The organism is Bacillus sp. es.036 (assembly GCF_002563635.1).
In the GTDB taxonomy this organism is placed as follows: Bacteria; Bacillota; Bacilli; order Bacillales; family Guptibacillaceae; genus Guptibacillus.
This window is the reverse complement of record NZ_PDIZ01000001.1, coordinates 140,310-160,592: the sequence shown is the minus strand read 5'-3', so window position 1 is coordinate 160,592 and position 20,283 is coordinate 140,310. Positions and strand designations below refer to the sequence as shown.

General features: G+C 39.9%; 25 protein-coding genes and 1 other annotated feature. Of the genes, 9 read left to right on the top strand and 16 right to left on the bottom strand.

Going from position 1 to position 20,283, the window contains the following annotated elements; translation table 11 throughout:
* Positions 1-110: 110 nt before the first annotated feature.
* Positions 111-1,685 (top strand): peptide chain release factor 3, encoded by a 1,575-nt coding sequence (locus ATG70_RS00820; RefSeq protein ID WP_098442500.1) that lies wholly within the window; start codon positions 111-113, stop codon positions 1,683-1,685.
* A gap of 34 nt (positions 1,686-1,719) precedes the next feature.
* On the opposite strand, the gene ATG70_RS00815 is transcribed toward ATG70_RS00820, so the two are convergent.
* On the bottom strand, positions 1,720-2,049 hold the full coding sequence (locus ATG70_RS00815) for a winged helix-turn-helix transcriptional regulator (RefSeq protein WP_257147569.1): 330 nt from the start codon (positions 2,047-2,049) through the stop codon (positions 1,720-1,722).
* Between the two features lie 123 nt (positions 2,050-2,172).
* Here ATG70_RS00815 and ATG70_RS00810 point away from each other — a divergent pair, with 123 nt between their 5' ends.
* Positions 2,173-2,997, top strand: a complete 825-nt coding sequence (locus ATG70_RS00810; protein WP_098442499.1) for an STAS domain-containing protein — start codon at positions 2,173-2,175, stop codon at positions 2,995-2,997.
* Positions 2,998-3,099: 102 nt separating this feature from the next.
* Here ATG70_RS00810 and ATG70_RS00805 read toward each other — a convergent pair whose 3' ends face one another.
* The 3 genes from ATG70_RS00805 to ATG70_RS00795 form a co-directional block, all read right to left on the bottom strand.
* Positions 3,100-4,188: a hypothetical protein gene (locus tag ATG70_RS00805; RefSeq protein ID WP_098442498.1), complete on the bottom strand. Its 1,089-nt coding sequence runs from the start codon at positions 4,186-4,188 to the stop codon at positions 3,100-3,102.
* A gap of 2 nt (positions 4,189-4,190) precedes the next feature.
* Positions 4,191-4,898 (bottom strand): peptidase E, encoded by a 708-nt coding sequence (locus tag ATG70_RS00800; RefSeq protein WP_098445663.1) that lies wholly within the window; start codon positions 4,896-4,898, stop codon positions 4,191-4,193.
* Positions 4,899-5,006: 108 nt separating this feature from the next.
* Positions 5,007-6,524, bottom strand: coding sequence for a BCCT family transporter (locus tag ATG70_RS00795; protein WP_098445662.1), 1,518 nt, complete (start codon positions 6,522-6,524; stop codon positions 5,007-5,009).
* Positions 6,525-6,840: 316 nt separating this feature from the next.
* Between ATG70_RS00795 and ATG70_RS00790 the strand changes: the two genes are divergently transcribed.
* Both ATG70_RS00790 and ATG70_RS00785 read left to right on the top strand, forming a co-directional pair.
* The gene (locus ATG70_RS00790) at positions 6,841-7,044 is read left to right on the top strand and encodes a hypothetical protein (protein WP_098442497.1); all 204 of its coding nucleotides are present in this window, start codon (positions 6,841-6,843) and stop codon (positions 7,042-7,044) included.
* Positions 7,045-7,053: 9 nt separating this feature from the next.
* Positions 7,054-7,683, top strand: coding sequence for an STAS domain-containing protein (locus ATG70_RS00785; RefSeq protein WP_257147568.1), 630 nt, complete (start codon positions 7,054-7,056; stop codon positions 7,681-7,683).
* 68 nt (positions 7,684-7,751) lie between these two features.
* Here the strand turns inward: ATG70_RS00785 and ATG70_RS22890 are convergent, their stop codons facing one another.
* The 6 genes from ATG70_RS22890 to ATG70_RS00755 all read right to left on the bottom strand — a co-directional run bounded on the left by ATG70_RS22890 (position 7,752) and on the right by ATG70_RS00755 (position 12,064).
* Positions 7,752-8,060, bottom strand: coding sequence for a radical SAM protein (locus ATG70_RS22890; protein ID WP_098442496.1), 309 nt, complete (start codon positions 8,058-8,060; stop codon positions 7,752-7,754).
* A gap of 35 nt (positions 8,061-8,095) precedes the next feature.
* A complete protein-coding gene (locus tag ATG70_RS22885) occupies positions 8,096-8,329 on the bottom strand; it encodes a hypothetical protein (protein WP_098442495.1) in 234 nt (77 codons plus the stop codon).
* Positions 8,330-8,393: 64 nt separating this feature from the next.
* Complete coding sequence (locus tag ATG70_RS00770; protein ID WP_098442494.1) at positions 8,394-9,398, bottom strand: tryptophan--tRNA ligase; 1,005 nt, start codon at positions 9,396-9,398, stop codon at positions 8,394-8,396.
* Between the two features lie 49 nt (positions 9,399-9,447).
* Positions 9,448-9,693, bottom strand: a binding site (T-box leader).
* A 66-nt stretch (positions 9,694-9,759) separates the two neighbouring features.
* Positions 9,760-10,482 (bottom strand): amino acid ABC transporter ATP-binding protein, encoded by a 723-nt coding sequence (locus ATG70_RS00765; RefSeq protein ID WP_098442493.1) that lies wholly within the window; start codon positions 10,480-10,482, stop codon positions 9,760-9,762.
* Positions 10,479-11,138, bottom strand: a complete 660-nt coding sequence (locus ATG70_RS00760) for an amino acid ABC transporter permease (RefSeq protein ID WP_098442492.1) — start codon at positions 11,136-11,138, stop codon at positions 10,479-10,481. Before ATG70_RS00760 ends, ATG70_RS00765 begins: the two co-directional genes overlap by 4 nt.
* A gap of 92 nt (positions 11,139-11,230) precedes the next feature.
* Positions 11,231-12,064, bottom strand: a complete 834-nt coding sequence (locus tag ATG70_RS00755) for a basic amino acid ABC transporter substrate-binding protein (protein ID WP_373560747.1) — start codon at positions 12,062-12,064, stop codon at positions 11,231-11,233.
* A 326-nt stretch (positions 12,065-12,390) separates the two neighbouring features.
* Between ATG70_RS00755 and ATG70_RS00750 the strand changes: the two genes are divergently transcribed.
* Positions 12,391-13,479 (top strand): fatty acid desaturase family protein, encoded by a 1,089-nt coding sequence (locus ATG70_RS00750; protein ID WP_098442491.1) that lies wholly within the window; start codon positions 12,391-12,393, stop codon positions 13,477-13,479.
* 92 nt (positions 13,480-13,571) lie between these two features.
* Here the strand turns inward: ATG70_RS00750 and ATG70_RS00745 are convergent, their stop codons facing one another.
* On the bottom strand, positions 13,572-13,691 hold the full coding sequence (locus ATG70_RS00745; RefSeq protein ID WP_084006477.1) for a YjcZ family sporulation protein: 120 nt from the start codon (positions 13,689-13,691) through the stop codon (positions 13,572-13,574).
* 181 nt (positions 13,692-13,872) lie between these two features.
* Here ATG70_RS00745 and ATG70_RS00740 point away from each other — a divergent pair, with 181 nt between their 5' ends.
* From ATG70_RS00740 to arsC, 3 genes are read left to right on the top strand one after another with little or no spacing between them, the layout of a single operon-like run.
* Entirely contained in the window at positions 13,873-14,217 is a 345-nt protein-coding gene (locus ATG70_RS00740) for an ArsR/SmtB family transcription factor (protein ID WP_098442490.1), read from the top strand.
* Between the two features lie 13 nt (positions 14,218-14,230).
* Positions 14,231-15,523 (top strand): arsenic transporter, encoded by a 1,293-nt coding sequence (locus tag ATG70_RS00735; protein ID WP_179886124.1) that lies wholly within the window; start codon positions 14,231-14,233, stop codon positions 15,521-15,523.
* Positions 15,524-15,547: 24 nt separating this feature from the next.
* The gene (gene arsC / locus ATG70_RS00730) at positions 15,548-15,970 is read left to right on the top strand and encodes an arsenate reductase (thioredoxin) (RefSeq protein ID WP_098442488.1); all 423 of its coding nucleotides are present in this window, start codon (positions 15,548-15,550) and stop codon (positions 15,968-15,970) included.
* A gap of 176 nt (positions 15,971-16,146) precedes the next feature.
* On the opposite strand, the gene ATG70_RS00725 is transcribed toward arsC, so the two are convergent.
* Both ATG70_RS00725 and ATG70_RS00720 read right to left on the bottom strand, forming a co-directional pair.
* A complete protein-coding gene (locus ATG70_RS00725) occupies positions 16,147-16,434 on the bottom strand; it encodes a putative quinol monooxygenase (RefSeq protein WP_098442487.1) in 288 nt (95 codons plus the stop codon).
* A gap of 79 nt (positions 16,435-16,513) precedes the next feature.
* A complete protein-coding gene (locus tag ATG70_RS00720; RefSeq protein WP_098442486.1) occupies positions 16,514-16,807 on the bottom strand; it encodes a hypothetical protein in 294 nt (97 codons plus the stop codon).
* A gap of 175 nt (positions 16,808-16,982) precedes the next feature.
* Between ATG70_RS00720 and ATG70_RS00715 the strand changes: the two genes are divergently transcribed.
* Complete coding sequence (locus ATG70_RS00715) at positions 16,983-17,282, top strand: MTH1187 family thiamine-binding protein (RefSeq protein ID WP_098442485.1); 300 nt, start codon at positions 16,983-16,985, stop codon at positions 17,280-17,282.
* Between the two features lie 42 nt (positions 17,283-17,324).
* Here the strand turns inward: ATG70_RS00715 and ATG70_RS00710 are convergent, their stop codons facing one another.
* The 3 genes from ATG70_RS00710 to ATG70_RS00705 all read right to left on the bottom strand — a co-directional run bounded on the left by ATG70_RS00710 (position 17,325) and on the right by ATG70_RS00705 (position 20,055).
* Positions 17,325-18,449, bottom strand: coding sequence for a M14 family metallopeptidase (locus ATG70_RS00710; RefSeq protein WP_098442484.1), 1,125 nt, complete (start codon positions 18,447-18,449; stop codon positions 17,325-17,327).
* A gap of 157 nt (positions 18,450-18,606) precedes the next feature.
* A complete protein-coding gene (locus ATG70_RS22230; protein ID WP_160920315.1) occupies positions 18,607-18,771 on the bottom strand; it encodes a hypothetical protein in 165 nt (54 codons plus the stop codon).
* An 87-nt stretch (positions 18,772-18,858) separates the two neighbouring features.
* Positions 18,859-20,055: an MFS transporter gene (locus ATG70_RS00705; RefSeq protein WP_098442483.1), complete on the bottom strand. Its 1,197-nt coding sequence runs from the start codon at positions 20,053-20,055 to the stop codon at positions 18,859-18,861.
* Positions 20,056-20,283 lie beyond the last annotated feature (228 nt).

The window sequence follows — 20,283 nt, the reverse complement described above, 5'->3', positions numbered from 1 at the left end:
CCGTTCGCGGAATCCCTTCTCTCTCTTTTCGTACCCTTTAAGCAATAGGAACAACCGTAAGAATATGTTATATTACATAAGAAGTGATTTTGAAAGGACTAAATGACATAATGAGTAACCATAAAGAATTACAAGAAGAAATAAAGAAGAGACGAACCTTTGCGATCATCTCTCACCCCGATGCTGGTAAAACAACATTAACTGAGAAACTGTTGTTTTTAGGTGGACAGATTCGCTCAACCGGAACCGTTAAATCTCGAAAATCATCTAAGTATGCCACATCTGACTGGATGGAAATCGAGAAACAGCGTGGTATTTCCGTTACATCCAGTGTAATGAACTTCAACTACAAAGGTCATACCATTAACATTCTAGATACACCAGGACACGAAGATTTTAGTGAAGATACGTACCGCACCCTCCTTGCCGTTGATAGCGTGGTCATGATTATCGATGCTGCTAAAGGGGTGGAGTCACAAACAAAGAAGCTCTTTAAAGTTGTTAGTGAGCACGGCATTCCGATTTTTACCTTCATTAATAAAATGGATCGGCAGGGTCGCGAACCGCTTGAGCTACTTGAAGAAATTGAAGATGTTCTAGGCATTGAGTCCTATCCGATGAACTGGCCAATTGGTATCGGTCAATCGTTCCAGGGGGTTTATGATCGTCATCAAAAAGCAGTCGAATTTTATGATACAGAAGGCGACAACAAACAGGCGATCCAAATTTCAGATCTTGATGACCCTGTCCTTAAACAAAAAGCCGGTGAAGAACTTGTGAATCAGCTACAAGAAGACGTGATGCTACTTGACGAAGCTGGCGCAACATATAGCGAAGAAGCCCTTCAATCTGGTAAGCAAACGCCTGTCTTCTTCGGAAGTGCGATCTCAAGCTTTGGTGTGCCTACATTCTTAAACCACTTTCTTGATCTAGCTCCTTCTCCAGCACCTCGTGAGAGCTCTGAAGGGGAAGTAAAGCCAGATGACGAAACGTTCTCAGGGTTTATCTTTAAAATTCAAGCAAACATGAATCCGGCTCACCGTGACCGCGTGGCATTCTTACGTATCGTGTCAGGTACATTTGAAAAAGGAATGGAAGCTTGGCTTGAGCGTACAGCAAAAAGCTTGAAGCTATCACAAGGTCAACTTTTCTTCGCCTCCTCTCGAGGCAATGTAGAAAAAGCATACCCTGGTGATATTGTTGGACTCTATGATTCAGGAACGTATCAAATCGGTGACACACTTGTTGGTTCGAAAAACGTCTATTCCTTCGGTGCCCTACCAACTTTCCCACCAGAGCATTTCGCGAAGGTTCGTGCCCAAAAAGCGATGAAGCAGAAGCATTTCTACAAAGGGGTTCAGCAGCTTTCAGAAGAAGGTGCTATCCAAGTCTATCGTACCGCTCACTGGGATGAGATCGTCATTGGTGTAGTAGGACGTCTACAGTTTGAGATTTTTGAATATCGCATGAAAGGTGAATACAACGTCGATATTCAATTTGATACAATGCCGCATCAGCATGCAAGATGGATTGAAACGGATAATCCAGAAGAGAAAGTAGACAGCGTTCGTAATATGCTTGTTTACGATCAGCTTAAGCGTCCTGTTCTTCTGTTCCAAAACGACTTTGCGCTTAGATGGTTCCAGGATAAAAATCCAGATATTCCTCTAAGAGAGTCAAGATAAACATACAAAAGGAACGTGCATCTGCACGTTCCTTTTAGTTTGCAATCGTTTCTTCGGAACGAGAGCGGTGAACTCTTCCCCATTTTTCCATTTCTTGAAGCAATGGTTCAAGAGCATAACCATATGAAGTTAACGAATACTCGACTTTTGGCGGTACATCATCCGATTCTACTCTGTTAATTAATCCATCCTGCTCCAGTTCTTTGAGATGTTTAATTAACGTTTGATGAGGAATGCGTGGGATCGCCTTTTTTATCTCACTAAATCGAAGAGGCTCCTCCACTAATTCTAGCAGCAAAACGGCTTTCCACTTCCCACAGACTACATCAAGCGTCGTCTTCATATCCTCCACGGATTTGTTCAAATTCCCCCTGCACCTCCAGGTATATAGTAATATACTTCTTCACAAAAACGTTCATTGTAGTAAGATAGCATATAATAACCTTATTTTATCATAAGTTAACTACAAAGTTAGAGGGGAGTTTCTATGTCCGAAAACATATCACACAATGTCCAATCTATAGGGCAATCCATCCTACAAAACATAGATCAAATCGCAGCAAACGCTCGGCATCAAATCGAAATTTCCGTCAAAGAACAGGGTCTTCCAGACATTGTGCCTTACACATTTACCGAACAGATCATCGTACCATTAGGTGAATCGATTGAAGCTGAAGAAGTTTCTTATCCAACAGAGCACATTTCAAGCTTTAAAGAAATGGATGCTATTCCCGCTTATTTGGATACGGTGTTAATGAGCATTTCAACCGTTAAACAATCGCTTCTTAGTTATATAGAAGAGAATCAGCATACTTTCTCGCTTACGGTTTCAGACATCATTGCCATTACAAAAATCGTCGATCCGTTGATTGATTATTTCATTCATCATTTTACCGAAAGCTATTTAACACAAAAAACAAATAGCCTTCGATCAGAATACTATCAAGATGATGCATTATCTGTACCAATTATTAAACTATCTTCTCGTGTAGCGATTTGCCCAATCATCGGAGAAATTGATGAAAAACGCGCAAATCTTATTCTTGAACGAACATTAATGGAATCCAGTGCAAAAAAGATTCGCTCTCTTATTCTTGACCTATCGGGTGTCGCAACACTTGATACAATGATGACCCAACACCTCTTCAAAATCGTTGATTCACTAGAAGTAATGGGTGTGGATATCATTGTAACTGGGGTTAGTTCTGAAGTTGCAATCGGCGTTGTCTCATTGGGAATTGATTTGCAATCCCTTACAATTAAACAGAATTTAGAAGGCGCTTTAAAATCTCTTGGAATGTTGGAAGGATAGATCACCTATTCGACTGACATGAGATCATACCCTCAAATTAAAACTACACTTCGGTGTGGTTTTTAAATTTGAGTTTAAAAAAGAAAGGTTTTCCTCTTTGCTCTACCATTCAGGAAATTGCTCAAGCTGTTTTAAAAAATAGAAGAATCGCTCTTCAATTTGCGCTTGCGTACCATAACGAATCACCTGTTCACGACGTAATGATGTTTCATTTATTAACTGATAATGAGTATAAGTCATCGTAACAAGCTTTAAGAAAACTTCAATGTGCAGGTTATCCTGGTTCGAACGGACAGTATAGGCTTTTTTAAACCCTTCAGCGTTAGCTCTTAATTGCGGAAGAGATTGAAGATAATTCCCTTTCCGGTATCTAAGCGTGTTATGAAGAGAAGGAAAGAGATAATGGTAATTGAAAACGTGATTCGCAGCTAGCGAAACACCTGGAGAAAGAAGGGGATACGGATCAAGCATCTTAAGGCCACCTTCTGAAAAGATCAGGTTTTCAGGAGATGTATCTTGATTCGTAAACGTTATTTTTTCACCGCTTAAGGAACGAGCAGAGATCAGCTCTCTTCCAACTGCTTCAACTCTTTGCTTATCAAAAATATAGTCGCTTGCAAGCAAAAGATTTAACTCCTCAACATACTCCCTCGTCTCTTCCATAACGAACTCTTTTTGATCCATATCTAGCTCACCTTTTAACTTACCATTCTGATCACACTTCAAGTACCCAATCCCATTATAGGGAGATTCCATCGATGCTAGAGCGAGAAAAAAGTCTCCTAATTCCCTTCCATATTGACGTGATTGGTTTGTTGTCAAATCACTAAGTTTATCAGATTTCCCCAAGTACGATTCTAACGTATACGTTAATTCTGGTTGAACGAAAAATGTAAAGAACTCAGGACATACGCCTTCTTTTGCTCGATTAGCATGTTGATAAAAAGCTTTTGTTGCAGCATACTCTGTCGTTAACTCTTTTTGTTGGAAATGGACCTCTTTCTCATAGGCCACTTTCTTAGGAATCCGGAGAACGAGCTGTTCCTTCTCCAGAAAAAAGGCAAAGTGCCAGGCACCTTCTCCCAAGAGTTGGATTTCACCGTGATCCGATAAAGGACGTAACCCTTCATTTGCTAAAGCTTGATTCATCAGATCAACTTCTGAAACATTTTGTGTAGCAAGGAATTTCATCTTTATGTATTCTCCTTTTCATTTCCGAGATAAACTGTCTTCAACCGCTCTTCACCCACCTGCAGTCTCTCAACTTTATAGGCATACGCTTCTTTTCGTGAACTTACGACCACCTTCATCGAATCGTCCACATAATGAACAGCTGCTCCATCGTCGAGCGCTATTCCTGGTTGCAAGTGACCTGAATCAATCAAATCATGATAGGCAGATCGTCGCTTCTCTTCTCCATCAAAGTGAGGACAGCTACTCCCTGGTAGAAAGCCAAGACAATCCAGCGCGTGAAGCTCATCTCCAAATGAATCCGTGACCCCTTCTTCAAACCAGCAGATCGCCCCTGCGCTTATTCCGGCTGAAACAATGCCTTGCTCCCATGCTTTCCTCATTACTTGATCAAGTCCCCATTCTTTCCAGAGGACGAGAAGATTTTTTGTGTTTCCTCCCCCTACATACAGAATATCCTGACTTAACAAGAAGCCTTCGATATCTTTCACATGTGGTTTAAATAAGGAGAGATGAGACGGCACGCATATCTGCTTCTCAAAAAAGGTATAGAATTTTGTTATGTATCCATCTGCATCACCGCTAGCAGTCGGGATAAAACAGATTTTCGGTTGCTTGCTGATAGCTTGCTTTAAGATATAGCGATCCAATAGCGGGTTGTCGGGTTCCATTGAAAAACCTCCGCCACCCATCGCGATAATTTGCTTCAACTTCCTCATTCCTTCCATAGTCACCTTTCATTAAGAAATTCCCGATCTTCTCCTTTTTTCCTGCAAAAAAGCTGCGTCCCCCTAGAGGAACACAGCTTTTTCATCTTATTACACCGCTTCTTTTTGTGTTTTTGCTCTTTTTCTTTTCGATAATACTTCTTTACTCGCCGCTCGATAGAAGGAATAACCCATCATTAGGACAACGACTGAAAATGGTAAAGCGGCAAGGATTAGCATATTTTGCAAGCCTTGCGTTCCACCGAAGTAGACGATGATTGCTGCCATGGCAGAAAGCGATAAGCCCCATACAATCTTAATCACTGCTGAAGGATTCAATGATCCTGATGTACTAAGCATTCCTAATACAAATGTTGCCGAATCTGCTGATGTAATAAAGAAAATCGCGATAACAAAAATCGTAATAAACGACATTAATGTACCAAGAGGGTACTCTTGTAAAACAGCAAATGTTGCCGTCTCAATCGAATAATCGGAAATCGTTGCAATTCCACTTTGTTGCAAGTCGAGAGCTGAGACTCCAAAGACCGCAAAGAAAATGAAGCAGACGATCGAAGGAACAAATAATACACCAAGCATAAATTCTTTTATCGTACGCCCCCTTGAAATTCTCGCAATAAAGATTCCAACGAAAGGGGACCATGAAATCCACCATGCCCAGTAAAAAATCGTCCAACTATCAACCCATGAGCGCTGATCGTTGTTGATGGGTTCAATGTGAAAACTCATATCGAAAAAGTTCGATATGTAACCACCTAAAGATCCAGTAAACATATTCATAATATATAGCGTTGGTCCGACAATAAGGAGAAGAATCATAAGAGCAAAGCCGAGAATCATATTAATATTACTTAAATATTTAATTCCTCTTTTTAACCCAGACCATGCCGAAGCAATAAACAACACGGTTGAAATCACGAGAATGAGCAGCTGAACTGAGAAGTTTGCTGGAGCATCAAATAAAAACTTCAGTCCTTGATTAATTTGTGCTGATCCGAAGCCAAGCGTTGCCGCAACACCTATAACTGTCGCAACAACAGCAAGCGTGTCGATCATGTGTCCGAGCGACCCTTGCATTCGTTTTTCTCCAAACAAAGGCGTTAGTGTAGCACTAATTAATCCCGGATACCCTTTATGGAATTTAAAATAAGCTAATACAAGCGCAACAAGGGCATAGACAGCCCAGGCGTGAACACCCCAGTGAAAAAAGGAGTACTGAAGTGATTCGACAATCGCTTTATCCGTTCCTAATTCGCCACTGGGGCTGCTTTTAAACGCATGGGATATTGGCTCTGCCGTCGTCCAGAATACCATTCCCATTCCCATGCCTGCACTGAACAGCATCGCAAACCATGTAGGTAAGCTGAATTCAGGTTGATCATCTTTGCCGCCAAGTTTAATGTCTTTAAATCTGGAAAAAATCAAGTACACACAAAAAACAAGAATCCCCATGATGATAAGGAGATAATACCATCCAAATCGACTTGATATGAAAGCTGTTGCTGTGGACGTTACTGACTGTAAATGCTCTGGCCAGATCGCTCCCCATAACACAACTAACGTACAAACAATGAGACTATACCAAAAAACAAGTGTTGCTTTTTTCATTAACTCACCTCTCAAAAAATGAACTTCCTATGTATAACGAACGAAGCAGATTGAAAACATTCAGATCTCTCTTCATTTTTCGCGAAAATTTCGTCTACCATTATGTAAGTTCTAAATTCTCTTTTCTTCTTTTACCCTATTCATCAACATTTAAGCTATAAATTTAAAATGAATGAAAATTTATTTCAAGCACAATTCTTTCTAATAAGAATCGTTTTCCATTAATAGTGATTTATTTTTTCATATCTATCCTATCAATGATACGATACTATAGAGACATAAGTGTTATAAGGTCTTATGAAGAGAGGTGAATGAAGTGATTCAGTCAAATACTCCTACCTATACTTCGATCGAGGATGCTTCGAGAGATGTACTAGAGGTTATCAGTAAATTTGTAGGTGTTAATACTTTTTTTATAGCAAAAAATGATAAAACGGATGTCGATATTATTTCTTCTTTTAACAGAGATGAAATGGTTCTCGAATCAGGTTTTGAAACCCTATATCGAGATTCTTACTGACAATTCATTGTGAAAGGCGGTCGTGAACCCCTTATCATTGATGATTTAGCTACTCACGATTCAACAAAAGATATGGAAGTAACGAAAAACCTTGGTGGTGGCTCGTTAATCGGAGCACCAATTTATTACCGAAATGGCGATAATTACGGTACGTTATGCGGACTTGATTTAAAACCATTTCACTATACCCAGGACCATATTGATTTATTTAAAGCGATGGCCAATCTTTTAGGGAATGTTCTTGAATTAGAGAGAGCGAATACAGAAATAGAGTCCCTTTCTGTCCCTGTTGTTCCTATCTCAGAGGAAGTGGCGATTCTTCCAATTATTGGTGACGTGAACGAGATACGAACGGAACGATTAATGGAAAGAGCACTTGCTGAGAGTGCAAAAAATCAGCTTGACTACTTGATCTTCGACTTATCAGGGCTGGTCAATATTCATACTGAAAGTGCAACAAACTTGCTAAAGATTGGACAATCTCTTAAGTTGATCGGTGTTCAGATGATTGTAACCGGTATTCGTCCAGAACTTGCGATTAAAGCGGTTCATGCCACGAGTGATTTCGATCAAATTGTAGTGAAATCAAACCTTCAACAGGCCTTAAATTGGATTGGATACGAGCTTATTAAGCACTAAAAAGGACCGCCCGTAAGTAAAGGCAGTCCTTTTTGTCTATGATTCAATTTCAAATCCAAGATCCTCTATCATCTGATGATCGGCTCGGGTTGCATTATTGGCATGGGAGAAACAGTTGAGGATGTGTATGACATAGGTGAGAGCCCAGATCTTTTCACATTTTCTACCGTTTTTACACGATGACCATATGTATGTGTTGAGGTAACCTTCTCATGGTACCCTATACTTGTATTAACATTATGATTATAACGATCGACCCCTGCCTGTTTTAACCGCTCTTTTTGTTCTTCAGAGAGAATACCGAGACACGCACAAATCTTTAGCGGCATTTCTGACTTTATATGCTCGACGGCACTTATCACGTTATCTAGTTGCACCGCGTCCACTCATAACGATACAGTAAGTGCCTGCTTTACGATGCATCGCTTCTTTTGAAGCGCTTTCGTACTCTAAAAGCCGCATGTAAAAGGGGTAATAACTGCTCGTCTGATGATGATAAAATCGTTAAAGCCTGTTCTTTTGTTAATGTTTTCCCCTCTAGTGCTAAATCAGCAAAATGCTCCCAGCTCTTAACCGTATGTTTCTTTACTTTTATTAAAGACAGTAAAACGATCCACCAATTGTACTGTCCTGACATTTCAATCATGATTCTGTGCCTCCGACTTTAAAAAATCTGTTCAGTCTATTTATCGGCATAAACGAAACAGAGGTTAAGTGTGCCCCCGAATACCAAGCTTTCTTTTCACTTCATGTAATAACGGTTGCGCTTTTGCCCTTGCTTTCTTTGCACCTTCTTCAAGGATGCGGTCAAGTTCATCCTTGTGAGACATATAATAGCGGAACGTTTCGCGTGGTTCGGTAAGGAAATCATTCATTACGAGAAAAAGCTCTTTTTTCGCTTCACCCCATCCTATTCCTTCTTCAAATCTCTTTCTCATTTTAACCGTCTGTTCTTCACTTGCAAACTCCTTATACAGTGTAAAAACAGTCGAGTCGTTTGGATTTTTCGGATCCGTTGGCCCGGTTGAATCCGTTGTAATACGATTAATTAACTTCTTAAGCTTAGACGGCTCTTCAAACAGTGGTATCGTATTATGATAACTTTTACTCATCTTTCTACCGTCCAGTCCAGGGAGCACCGATGTGTTTTCATCGACGATGTGCTCCGGCATTGTAAATATTTCTCCAAATTGATGGTTAAAAGCTGATGCCAAATCACGTGCAATCTCTACATGTTGGATTTGGTCTTTGCCTACAGGAACGTATTGGGATTGAAACAATAATATATCTGAAGCCATTAAGATCGGGTAAGTGAATAGCCCCATGTTTACTCCTTCGTCCTCTTCACGATCTTCCTTACGATTCTTTTCGACAATGGCTTTATACGCATGAGCCCGATTCATCAAACCTTTAGGTGTAAAACAGGCCAGAACCCATGATAGTTCAAAAATTTCTGGTACATCTGACTGGCGATAGAAAATAACTTTATCCGGATCGAGCCCGAGTGCAAGCCATGTGGCCGCAATCCCATATGATAATTCTTGCATCTGTTTCTGATCTCGAACTTTCGTTAATCCATGATAATCGGCAACAAAATAGACTGGGTCTAGCTCCTCATTTCGTGCTTGCTCTAACGCAGGTTTAATGGCACCAATATAATTGCCTAAATGCACACGTCCTGTTGGTTTAATTCCTGTTACGATCGTCTTCCGCATAAGATCCCCTCCATTTAAGTACAACACAAAAAGGCCCCTCATCCTCTAAAAAAAGGACGAGAGACCCCGTGGTGCCACCTTTATTCGTTTACAGACGTAAACGCACTTATCCCTACAGAAACCTATTTCGATAAGGTGTCTCTTGTATCGGTAAGACGCTCCGCCGAATCCTATACTAAATTGTTCAGTTCCGGAAGCTCAGAAGCCCATTCATCTGTCGCACACGCTGATTCCCACCAACCATCAGCTCTCTAAAGTGTCACTGAAGATTACTCTTCTTCCTCATCGCAACGTTATTTTTTTCTTATCTTAAATCTTACTGAACAAAAGAGCAAGTCTTTTTTCACAAATATTGTGTTAGTTAAAGCACTTTACTCAAAAAGGCTTTTGTTCTCTCTTCCTTAGGATGTTCAAATAGTTCAATTGGTACATTTTCCTCGACGATGTATCCCCCGTCCATAAACAAAACGCGATCCCCTACTTCTTTTGCGAATCCCATTTCGTGGGTGACGACGACCATTGTCATCCCCTCTTTGGCTAAATCTTTCATCACTTCAAGCACTTCTCCAACCATCTCTGGATCCAAAGCAGAAGTAGGTTCATCAAACAGCATAATTTCAGGCTCCATCGCCAGTGCTCTCGCAATGGCAACGCGCTGCTTTTGTCCTCCAGATAAAGAGTCAGGATAAACATGTGCCTTTTCATAAAGACCTACCTTACGAAGAAGAGCAAGTCCCTTCTCTTCAGCTTGCTTGCGTTGCCACTTTCTCACTTTCATGGGAGACATCATGATGTTTTCAAGAACGGTTTTGTGAGGAAATAAATTAAACTGTTGAAAAACCATTCCTACATTCGTCCGCACTTGATTGATATTTGTCCCCTTCGCTGTTAAATCCTGATCCTTAATCGTCACTTTGCCACCAGTGATCGATTCTAGAAGATTTAAACATCTTAGAAAAGTAGATTTGCCCGAGCCAGATGGACCAATCACAACGACAACTTCTTGTGGTTTAATTTCGACATTAATTTCTTTCAAAACTTCTAAATCACCAAATGATTTCTTCAGACGTTCGACTTTAATCATGCTGTATCCAATCTCCTTTCGATGTAATTCAATAAATACGTCAACGAAAGGGTAAGGATTAAGTAAATGATTGCTACAGTTAAGTATGGTTCCCAAACGCGATAATATTGTCCTTGAGCGGCTCTACCCCAGTACATTAATTCTGGTGCTGCGATGATTGCTCCAAGAGAAGAGTCCTTTAATAGCACAATGAATTCATTGCCAAGTGGAGGGATCATTCTCTTAAATGCTTGTGGCAGAATCACATGTCGCATCGCCTGGACATGCGTCATGCCAAGCGATCTTGCTGCTTCCATTTGCCCTCGATCGATTGATTGAATTCCTGCGCGGAATATTTCAGCAATATATGCGGTGGCATTCAAGGATAACGTAACAATAAGAGAAACAAGTGGATTAACTGACTCCATAATTAACGGAATTAAGCCGAAATGAATGAGGAGTATTTGAACGAATAACGGCGTTCCTCTAAAAGCATTGATGTACCAGATAAATGGATAGCGAATCCACCATGATTTTGAGATTCGTCCAATTCCCATAAATAATCCTAAAATGCTTCCAATTAGTATCCCAGCTAAAGACGCCCCAACCGTAACCATAGCTCCCTTCAGAAAGAAAGGAAGATACTCACGAACAATTTCAAATGAAAATACGCCCATATTCGATCTCCTTTATGATTTTCTGCGATGATTAACCGACAATGAACTACGGCCGGTGTATCACTTAAGCCGTAGTAAGTCGATTTAGTCGTTTATTTTGCTTGCTCAAGCAACGTATCTGTATTGGGCTCTTTTCCAAACCACTCTTCATAAATCTTAGCGTATTCTCCACTTTCGATTACTTTTTTAATCGCTTCATCAAATTCTGCTTTCAATTCACTGTCCTTAGGGAACATCAAGCCATAGAATTCAGATTCAAAGTTTTCCGGATCTTCGATTGTTTGGAAATTATCATCCGGGTTATTCTTCACATATTCATTGACGACCGTATTATCCGTTACTACCGCTTCAACATCATTGTTTTTCAGTGCCATAATGGCAACAACGTTGTTTTCAAACTTTTTAATACTAGAGCTCTTATCTCCCATAATCTTCTCTGCTGCTGCTTGTCCAGTTGTTCCGTTTTGAACACCTACAGTCAGGCCTTCAATATCTTTTGCCGTTTGAATATCTGTTCCTTCTTTGAACATCACCATGTGCGTTGATTCAAAATATGGGTTCGAGAAATCAAATGTTTTTTCTCGATCTTCATTAATCGTGATTCCTGAGATTGCCATGTCTACTTCTTTCCCCTGGCGCACAGCTTCAAATAGTGGATCCCAACCTATATTTTTCGGTTCCCATTCATAACCAGCTTCTTTCATCACAGCATCAAGAAAGTCCATATCAAAGCCAACAATCTCGCCTTTATCCATGTATTCGAATGGCGCAAACGCAGCGTCTGTCCCAACAATTAACTTCTCTTTCTTCTCACTATCCCCTTCAGAATTGCTTGTCGAACTACTTTCATTCTGACCACATGCCGTCATGATCGCTAACAAGCACGCTAATACCGTAATCAATAACCCTTTCGTGAACATTCTCATCAAATTCCCCCCTGAACTATTTTTTTAATATTCTAATATTTTAAATTATACACAACGCTTTTATAATAACAATATTGAAATTTGAGAAAAAGTATGATTTTTCGATACTATTCTTCTTTAAAATTAGTCATATCACAAAGTTACACCTTCATAATGGTTGATCCCCTGGTGAAATATCCCACAAATCAATGAAAAAAGGCTATTTCAAAATAAATTGGGCATGCTTAATAAATGTAAAAGACATGCATCAGAACGTTAGTTTATCTCACATGTTTTTTATTCAAAAGAACAACATCACCAATTCAACAATTGTTAGGAGGATTAAGATGGACGACCTGCATTCATTTAGCTGGTATGCTGCTAAACTTAAAAAGCTTCTTCCACCCGAAGCCTTTAAGCCCGTTCCAACTAGATTATTCGGTGGACTTACATATCTCATCATCACGATTACTGTTATTTCTCTCATTGGTTTGAACGATTTTCATCCACTCGTTTTGCTGATTTTCTCTTTTATCCTTGGTGCCTGTTTTGCCGGCCTAGGTTTTCTTGGTCATGAAATTTTACATGGAACTGTCGTACGAAAAGCGTGGCTTCGAGACCTTTTGGGAGCGATGGCTTTTTGGCCTCTAAACACCGGACCAACGCTTTGGAGAAAATGGCACAACCTCAATCACCATGTCCATACACAGCATGAAGAAAACGATCCTGACGCCTGGCCAACACTCGAGCGTATATCAAAAATGAGAATGTTTAAGTGGATTTATGGTCTTCCCCTGTTTATCCGGTCGTTCTTTGCTTTTGCATCACTTACAGTTCAATTTAGCGCTCATTCTTTGAAAATGTTTTTTACTTATGTAACAGAATTCAATCGTAAAAAACAACGTGATATCTGGATGCAAATGATTTTGCCATGGATCTCTTGGCTTAGTCTCATCTTTGTCATTGGTTTTCGGAACTGGCTATTCGCTTATCTTGTCCCCCTTCTAATCGCGAACTTTATTGTGATGGCTTACATTTCAACCAATCATCGATTAAATCCATTGACTCCTGTCAATGATCCACTTGCTAACAGTCTCACAGTAACGGTGCCGAAAATTGTGGATATCCTGCACTTTAATTTCTCGTATCACACGGAACATCACCTTTTCCCTGGCATGAATCCTAAATACTATCCAAAGGTAAAACAACATATTAAAGCAATGTGGCCAGAACGTTACCATGAAATGCCAATGACGAAAGCATTGATTGCACTCTGGCAAACACCTCGTGTTTATCAAAGGCACACAAACCTAATTGATCCAAAAAACCGCAAAACCTATGGCTCGCTTGGAAATAACTTAAGTTTGAAATCTATTTCTAGAAACAGTGAGCGATTAAAAGAGGCTGTCCTAAAAAATCCTACAAGAAAAGGCTGACTCGAATGATATCAGCCTTCTTGCGCGTTTATTTATCAACCCGTGCTTTTTCAACAGAGTTGTTCTGTCAAATACAGCTTATGTTTTGAGAATTAGTAGCCTCCTCCAACAAAAGCTGCACCTACGATGATAAGGAGAATAAACAGCACTACAATTAGAGCAAACCCACTGCCGTAACCGTATCCCATGGAGTATGACCTCCTTTCCATCATGGATTTAATACATACTATGCAAAAACCAATCTGATGGATGGGCGTTTGTTTAGTTTTGATCGATACTTTTCAATTCCTTCTTCTCATAAGGACCATAAACTCTTCCTTGTGGTATTGATCTGATTAAAACCCCTTGCATATATAAGCGTATGCTTATATACTGATTCAGGGAGGTGAAGCGATGGAGAAATCAGTGATCGAACTAGAACCCGCAGCTTCTGTTCTTAAACTGCTTGGAGATAAAACTCGTTTAACGATTATGGGACTATTAAAAGATGGCGAATGCTGTGTGTGCGAGTTTGTAGAAGTTCTTCAAATGAGCCAGCCTGCGATCAGTCAGCATTTAAGGAAACTAAGAGACGCTGGGTTAGTCAAGGAGCGTAAAAGAGGGCAGTGGGTATTCTATTCGTTAAATCCAGATCATGAAGCTATATTACTGATTGAGCGTATTTTAACCATCATTCCTGACCAAATGGAAAAACTGAATGATCTAGAAAAAAAAGGATTGCGCATTTGTTGCGATTAATGGGGGAATTTGTTTGACCGTTACGCTAGCTATACTTATTTTTGTTTTAACTTTAGTGCTTGTTATTTGGCAACCTAAAAACCTTGGCATTGGTTGGTCTGCATGCGGGGGAGCTATACTCGCTTTGCTTGTGGGAGTTGTTGACTTTCAAGATGTTCTCACAGTAACAGGCATTGTATGGAATGCCACATTTGCATTTATTGCGATTATCCTCATCTCTCTTATTCTTGATGAAATTGGTTTCTTTGAATGGGCTGCTCTTCACATGGCGAAAGCTGCAAAAGGAAATGGGCTTCGGATGTTTATCTACGTCTCATTGCTTGGAGCAATTGTCGCAGCATTATTCGCCAACGACGGAGCCGCACTTATTTTGACACCAATCGTTCTCGCAATGGTGCGAAATTTAAATTTTAAAGAAAAAATGATTTTTCCGTTTATTATGGCAAGTGGTTTTATCGCTGATACTACGTCACTACCACTTGTTGTTAGTAACCTGGTTAATATCGTCTCGGCTGATTTCTTTAACATCGGATTCGTTGAGTATGCTTCGCGAATGATCGTGCCGAACTTCTTCTCACTTGGTGCAAGCATACTAGTGCTCTATCTCTTCTTCCGTAAAGATATTCCAGAGAACTATGACGTCAATGAGCTTCGCATTCCGAAGCAGGCCATTAAGGACATTCACATGTTTAAACTTTCTTGGATCGTTCTAGCTGTACTTCTGATCGGCTACTTCGCAAGTGAGTTTATCGGTGTTCCAGTTTCAATCATAGCCGGAATCGTTGCGATCTTCTTTCTTTTAATGGCAAGACGTAGCAAAGCTGTAGAAACAAAGAAGGTCATTAAAGGGGCGCCATGGGCGATTGTTTTCTTCTCAATCGGCATGTACGTGGTTGTTTATGGTCTCCGTAATCAAGGACTAACTGATATTCTCGCAAACGTGATTCAAGCTGCTGCTGACCAGGGATTACTTGTTGGTACCCTTTCAATGGGCTTTATCGCAGCGATTTTGTCATCGATCATGAACAATATGCCAACGGTTATGATTGACGCTCTTGCTATTGAAGCGACTACCACATCAGGTACGCTTCGGGAAGCGCTCATTTATGCCAATATTATCGGCTCTGACTTAGGTCCAAAAATCACTCCAATTGGATCGCTGGCAACGTTATTATGGCTTCATGTCCTTTCGCAAAAAGGTGTCAAAATATCGTGGGGTTACTACTTTAAAATTGGCGTTATCTTAACTGTACCAACGTTACTTATTACGTTACTTGGCCTCTATTTCTGGCTACTTATACTTTAAATTCCGATTCAAAAGGAGCTCACTATGTCTACTAAAAAATCAATCTATTTCTTATGTACAGGTAATTCATGCCGAAGCCAAATGGCGGAAGGGTTTGGCAAAAAACACCTCGGTGACACGTACGATGTTTATTCCGCAGGTATTGAAGCACATGGCCTTAATCCTAATGCTGTGAAGGCGATGAACGAATCAGGAATTGATATCACAACGCAAACATCAGATAAAATTGATATGGAATTGTTAAACAATGCTGATTTCGTTGTCACACTTTGCGGTGATGCAAACGACAAATGTCCGATGACTCCTCCTCATGTTAAACGTGATCACTGGGGATTTGATGATCCTGCGAAAGCAGAAGGAACAGAAGAAGAAAAATGGGCCTTCTTTCAGCGCGTACGCGATGAAATCGAAGAACGTATTGCTCGTTTTGCGAAAGAAGGACGCTAATTTAGAAGAAAAGCACGCTGGATCACCATCCAGCGTGCTTTTTTGTATGAAATAAGTCGTTCATTCCGCGATAATCAAGATTATTCCGCGAATCTCGATATTTTTTCCGCGAAAATCGAAAGTTATCCACGATTTCACAGTTATTTCCGCGGAAATGAAAAGAGACAATATTGAAGTTAGTCGAGCTTTTTCATTTTATATACTTCTCTACTCTCAAGCAAAGAACCAATATCCTGCCGATACTTTTCATAATGAGCCGATTTAATATGCGTCTCAATGGCTTGTTGATCTTTCCACACTTCATAAATCACGAACGTTGAATCTTCTATTGATTGATGCACGTCATACTGAATGTTTCCTTCTTCATTTCGTGAGCCTACTAACACTTCCTGAAGAACGTGTAAAACGGCTTCTTCTTGTCCTTCTTTTGGCTTTAAAATAGCGGTAACTGCAATTTGCTCCATCTGTTTCTTACCTCCAATGCTCGTTTACGAATAGGATAAGCATAGTGGCAAGAACTTATCAAAGCAATTTTTTTGCTTGCTAGGATTTTATCGGTTTGAAGATTGCTCTCTGTAGTGGCACCCCACCCATTGTTACGTTCCGTTCAATAAACATATACGGTTTCCCATCAATTTTAAACGTTCGGTCACCTAAATAGGCCACGTCTTTCCCTTGAGATCTCAGTTCACTTTTTAAGGCTCTCACGTATTCATTGTAATCCATATAGCGATCGTCCAAATCGATTTGGAGATGGTTTTTCCGATACCCCATCAGCCAATTGAATCCAGTTAAAGAAGCAACAATAACAGCGATCATAAGAAAAAAGTTCCACATATAGCATCCCTCCTGTAGCTTATATTCTTAATACGAAGAAGAAACCTATGACGTTTCAATTTTTTTGTAAAATAAGGAATTTAGCACTTTCGACGTGATCTTAAACAATAAATGTTTAAAAAATGCCAGATCAGTCAATAGTCTACTATCATGAATAAACTGGAGGCGAGTGTATATGGCACTTTTAGAAATCAGCGTAACACCTGTAGGAACAAGTCAGACGAGTATGAGTCATTTTGTAACAGAAGCCATTCAAATCGCTGAAAAAGAAGGCTTCACTTACCATATTGGACCCACTTCAACCGTTTTTGAAGGAAACGTAGATGAACTTTTTGAATTGGCGAGAGACATTCATACGAGTGCGCTTCGGAAAGGGTCAGATCGCGTAATCACGAATATTAAGATTGAGGATCGAGAAGACAAGGCACTTACAATTGATGGGCAAGTAAATGAAGTTCGAAGTTCAATTGGATAAACATGCAAAAGGAGGTAGCGGATCATCTGCTACCTCCTTCATTTATTTTAAGATACCTTCTTTCTTTAATACACCTTCCATACCTTTACGCGCTTCATTTAGAACTGATTTCTTCCACTCTTCGTCATTTGGATAAAACATCGCTTCAAACTCTCCAAGAATCCACTGGATGTCATCGACAGACTCTGCACCTTCATGATACAAGTGATTTTCTAAAATAATCGTCATAAATTCACGAAGTTCCGCCTGCTTGTCCGTTCCAAACGTTCCAAACTCAAAGAGAGCGGAAAGAAGGTATGTTTCCGGATACGCTTCTTTTTTGAGCTTATAGAAATGGTTTGTTGAGTCACCTTTTACTTTCTCAGGGGTATAGGTTTCAACATTTTTAAGTTGATAAGCTTCTTTCAGTTCATCTATGCTTCTGCCGTCATTCTCAGAGATAACCATCGTAATTTCATTCGTTGGCCCTAGTGCCGTATGCCAATCCATATGAATCACGCTCGGGTAAGTGCCTAGCAACTTTTCTTGAATACTTTTTAAGAAGACAGCTGACTCTTCAGCTGTAGAACCGCCATAGTAGACCCCTCGATCAAATTCAAATTGCCCCATTCCCTTTGCCTTTTTCAGTCCGGCGTATCCTTCTTTTGCTAGACCTTTCATTAACTGGGCATACAACTTATGCCTTTCTTCTTTTAAATCAGTGATTTTTCCATCCGGTAAAAATAAGTCACTTTCTTTTGCATAATTTTTATTCACGTCTCTGCGAATGGAATTTTCATCATAGAAATAATTTCGGTTAAGGTCAACGTTGTTTTCGGTTACACGGCGAAAGTGGCGCATTCCCCACGGGTTAATGGCATGAATCAAGCAAATACCTGTTTTGGATGCATCAATTTGGTCAAGATAATTTTCCACGAATAGTTGAATAACGGCTGCACCTGCATAGCCTTCAATTCCGTGTTCACCAGTTGTAAAAAAAAGCACCTGATCATTTGAAGTTAGCGCTTCTGAATAAATCATATCAATTGTGTTATTTTCTTCTTTTCCAATCGCTTTTGTTGTTAAGGTTGCATCCGGCCACTTCTTTTGAATTTTATCGAGAAGACTGCGGAATGTTACTCTTGACTCATCGTAATTTTTAGCAAAGTAATGGTCTGTATCGTTCATAGCGAATACTCTCCTTTATCATTAAGTTGTTCCGATGCGGAATTGGTTAGCTAACCTTTACATTCCACCCTACTCAAATATCAAACTTTTCTGCTTGAATTTATTATCGCATTTGAAAGCACAAAAAAAGATGAAAACCCATTTCAGAGTCTCCATCTTATTTATGCTTCTGGTTATTTTGTTCATGCTGTTGTTCATATTCAGCTAGCTCGACTTCCAAACGTTTCTGAGTTCGTTTCTTATCGACATTTAGAAATAGCGCTGCTACTGCAATGAACCCTATGCTTAACATTAAAAATTGTAAAGTTAATTCTAATGACATTCTTTCATCCCTCTCTTTGTACTCTTGTTTCGATTCCCTTTTTAGGATTTAGTGGGGGATTATATAGTTACCCGTTATTTCGGCACTCTAAACATCCGCTTCAGGCTTTATCGAAACAAAACAAAGTAGAATGGCCGCTACAGCTACAGCTGCAGAGGTATAAAAGACGATTTCATGCGATTGCTTCATAAGAATGGCATAGATCGGTGGTCCTGCCGCTACCCCAAGGAAACGCGTTGAACTGTAAAGCGATGTAATCGTGCCACGCTCTTCTTTTTTCACGCCTTCTGTTATAAGCGCATCAAGGCATGGAAGCGACATCCCTATCCCGATCCCAGCTACAAACAATATTAGTAACATGAACCACAGTCTTTCCGTAAAAGATACACCTATTGTAGCAGCAGCGAGCAAGGAAAGACCTGCAAAGATACACCATTTCATCGTCGTTTTGTTCTCACCAATTCGTTTTCCAGCGATATAAGAAGTCAAAGATAGGGCCACTAGCGGAATGGCAATGATTGCTCCTTTCTTGACACCTACAATTTGAAACTCCTTTTCCAAAAATCCGGCGAGGTAGAATAAAATTCCAAATAGAACAAACATGATTACGCCACCGATCGCAAATATCGCTGTCAGCCATTTTCCATCGTTATGAAAAATGTTCTTTAAACACGACAAAAAACATGAAAATGTTTGCGGCTTCTCATTTTTCTCTGGTGACTCCACAAGGAAAATAACAAGCAATATTGAAATAAGTGAGAAAACCGGAATGGCTAAGAATGGTAAGTACCATAGAAAAGAAGCAAGAAGCGCTCCAAGTATAGGACTAAGTACTTTACCGATTGTATTCGAAGTTTCAATCAAACCAAGTCCTGCACTTACATCTTTATCACTTTTGAATAAATCTCCTACAAGCGGAAGGACAACTGGGGCTGCTCCTGAAGACCCAATCCCTTGAAGAACTCTTCCAATGAGAATCATGCTATACGGATCTTCTAGAGACCATGATGCCCAACCCGTCACCAGTCCCCCAGCTCCTGCAATAAATAAACTAGGGATAATCACTTTTTTTCTTCCATATCGATCAGATAAATACCCGGCAATCGGAATTAATAAGATAGCTGCAATTGAGTAGACCGTGATGATCATCGATACTTCAAAGGATGTGATGCCTAGCTTTTTTTCAATAAGAGGTAGAACGGGTATAAGCATTGAATTCCCCAGCGTCATCACAAGTGGAATTGAAGCAAGAGAAATCAAATCCCACTTCTTTTTATTGTCCATGAGCATCCTCCATTAAGATCTCTACTTCATATGTAGTTTGCCTGCTCTTGTTAGTGGGTATACCCTAGTAAAACCTGGCTATAATGAAACAACATTTACTCCTACATCAACTTCGCTATTTTATTATTAGGAAATGAAACCAAACATAGATAATCGTCAAAAATGTGTAACATAACTTACAGTCAGCGAACCACTTTTTTAGTATACTTAACATGGAGATGAACCATG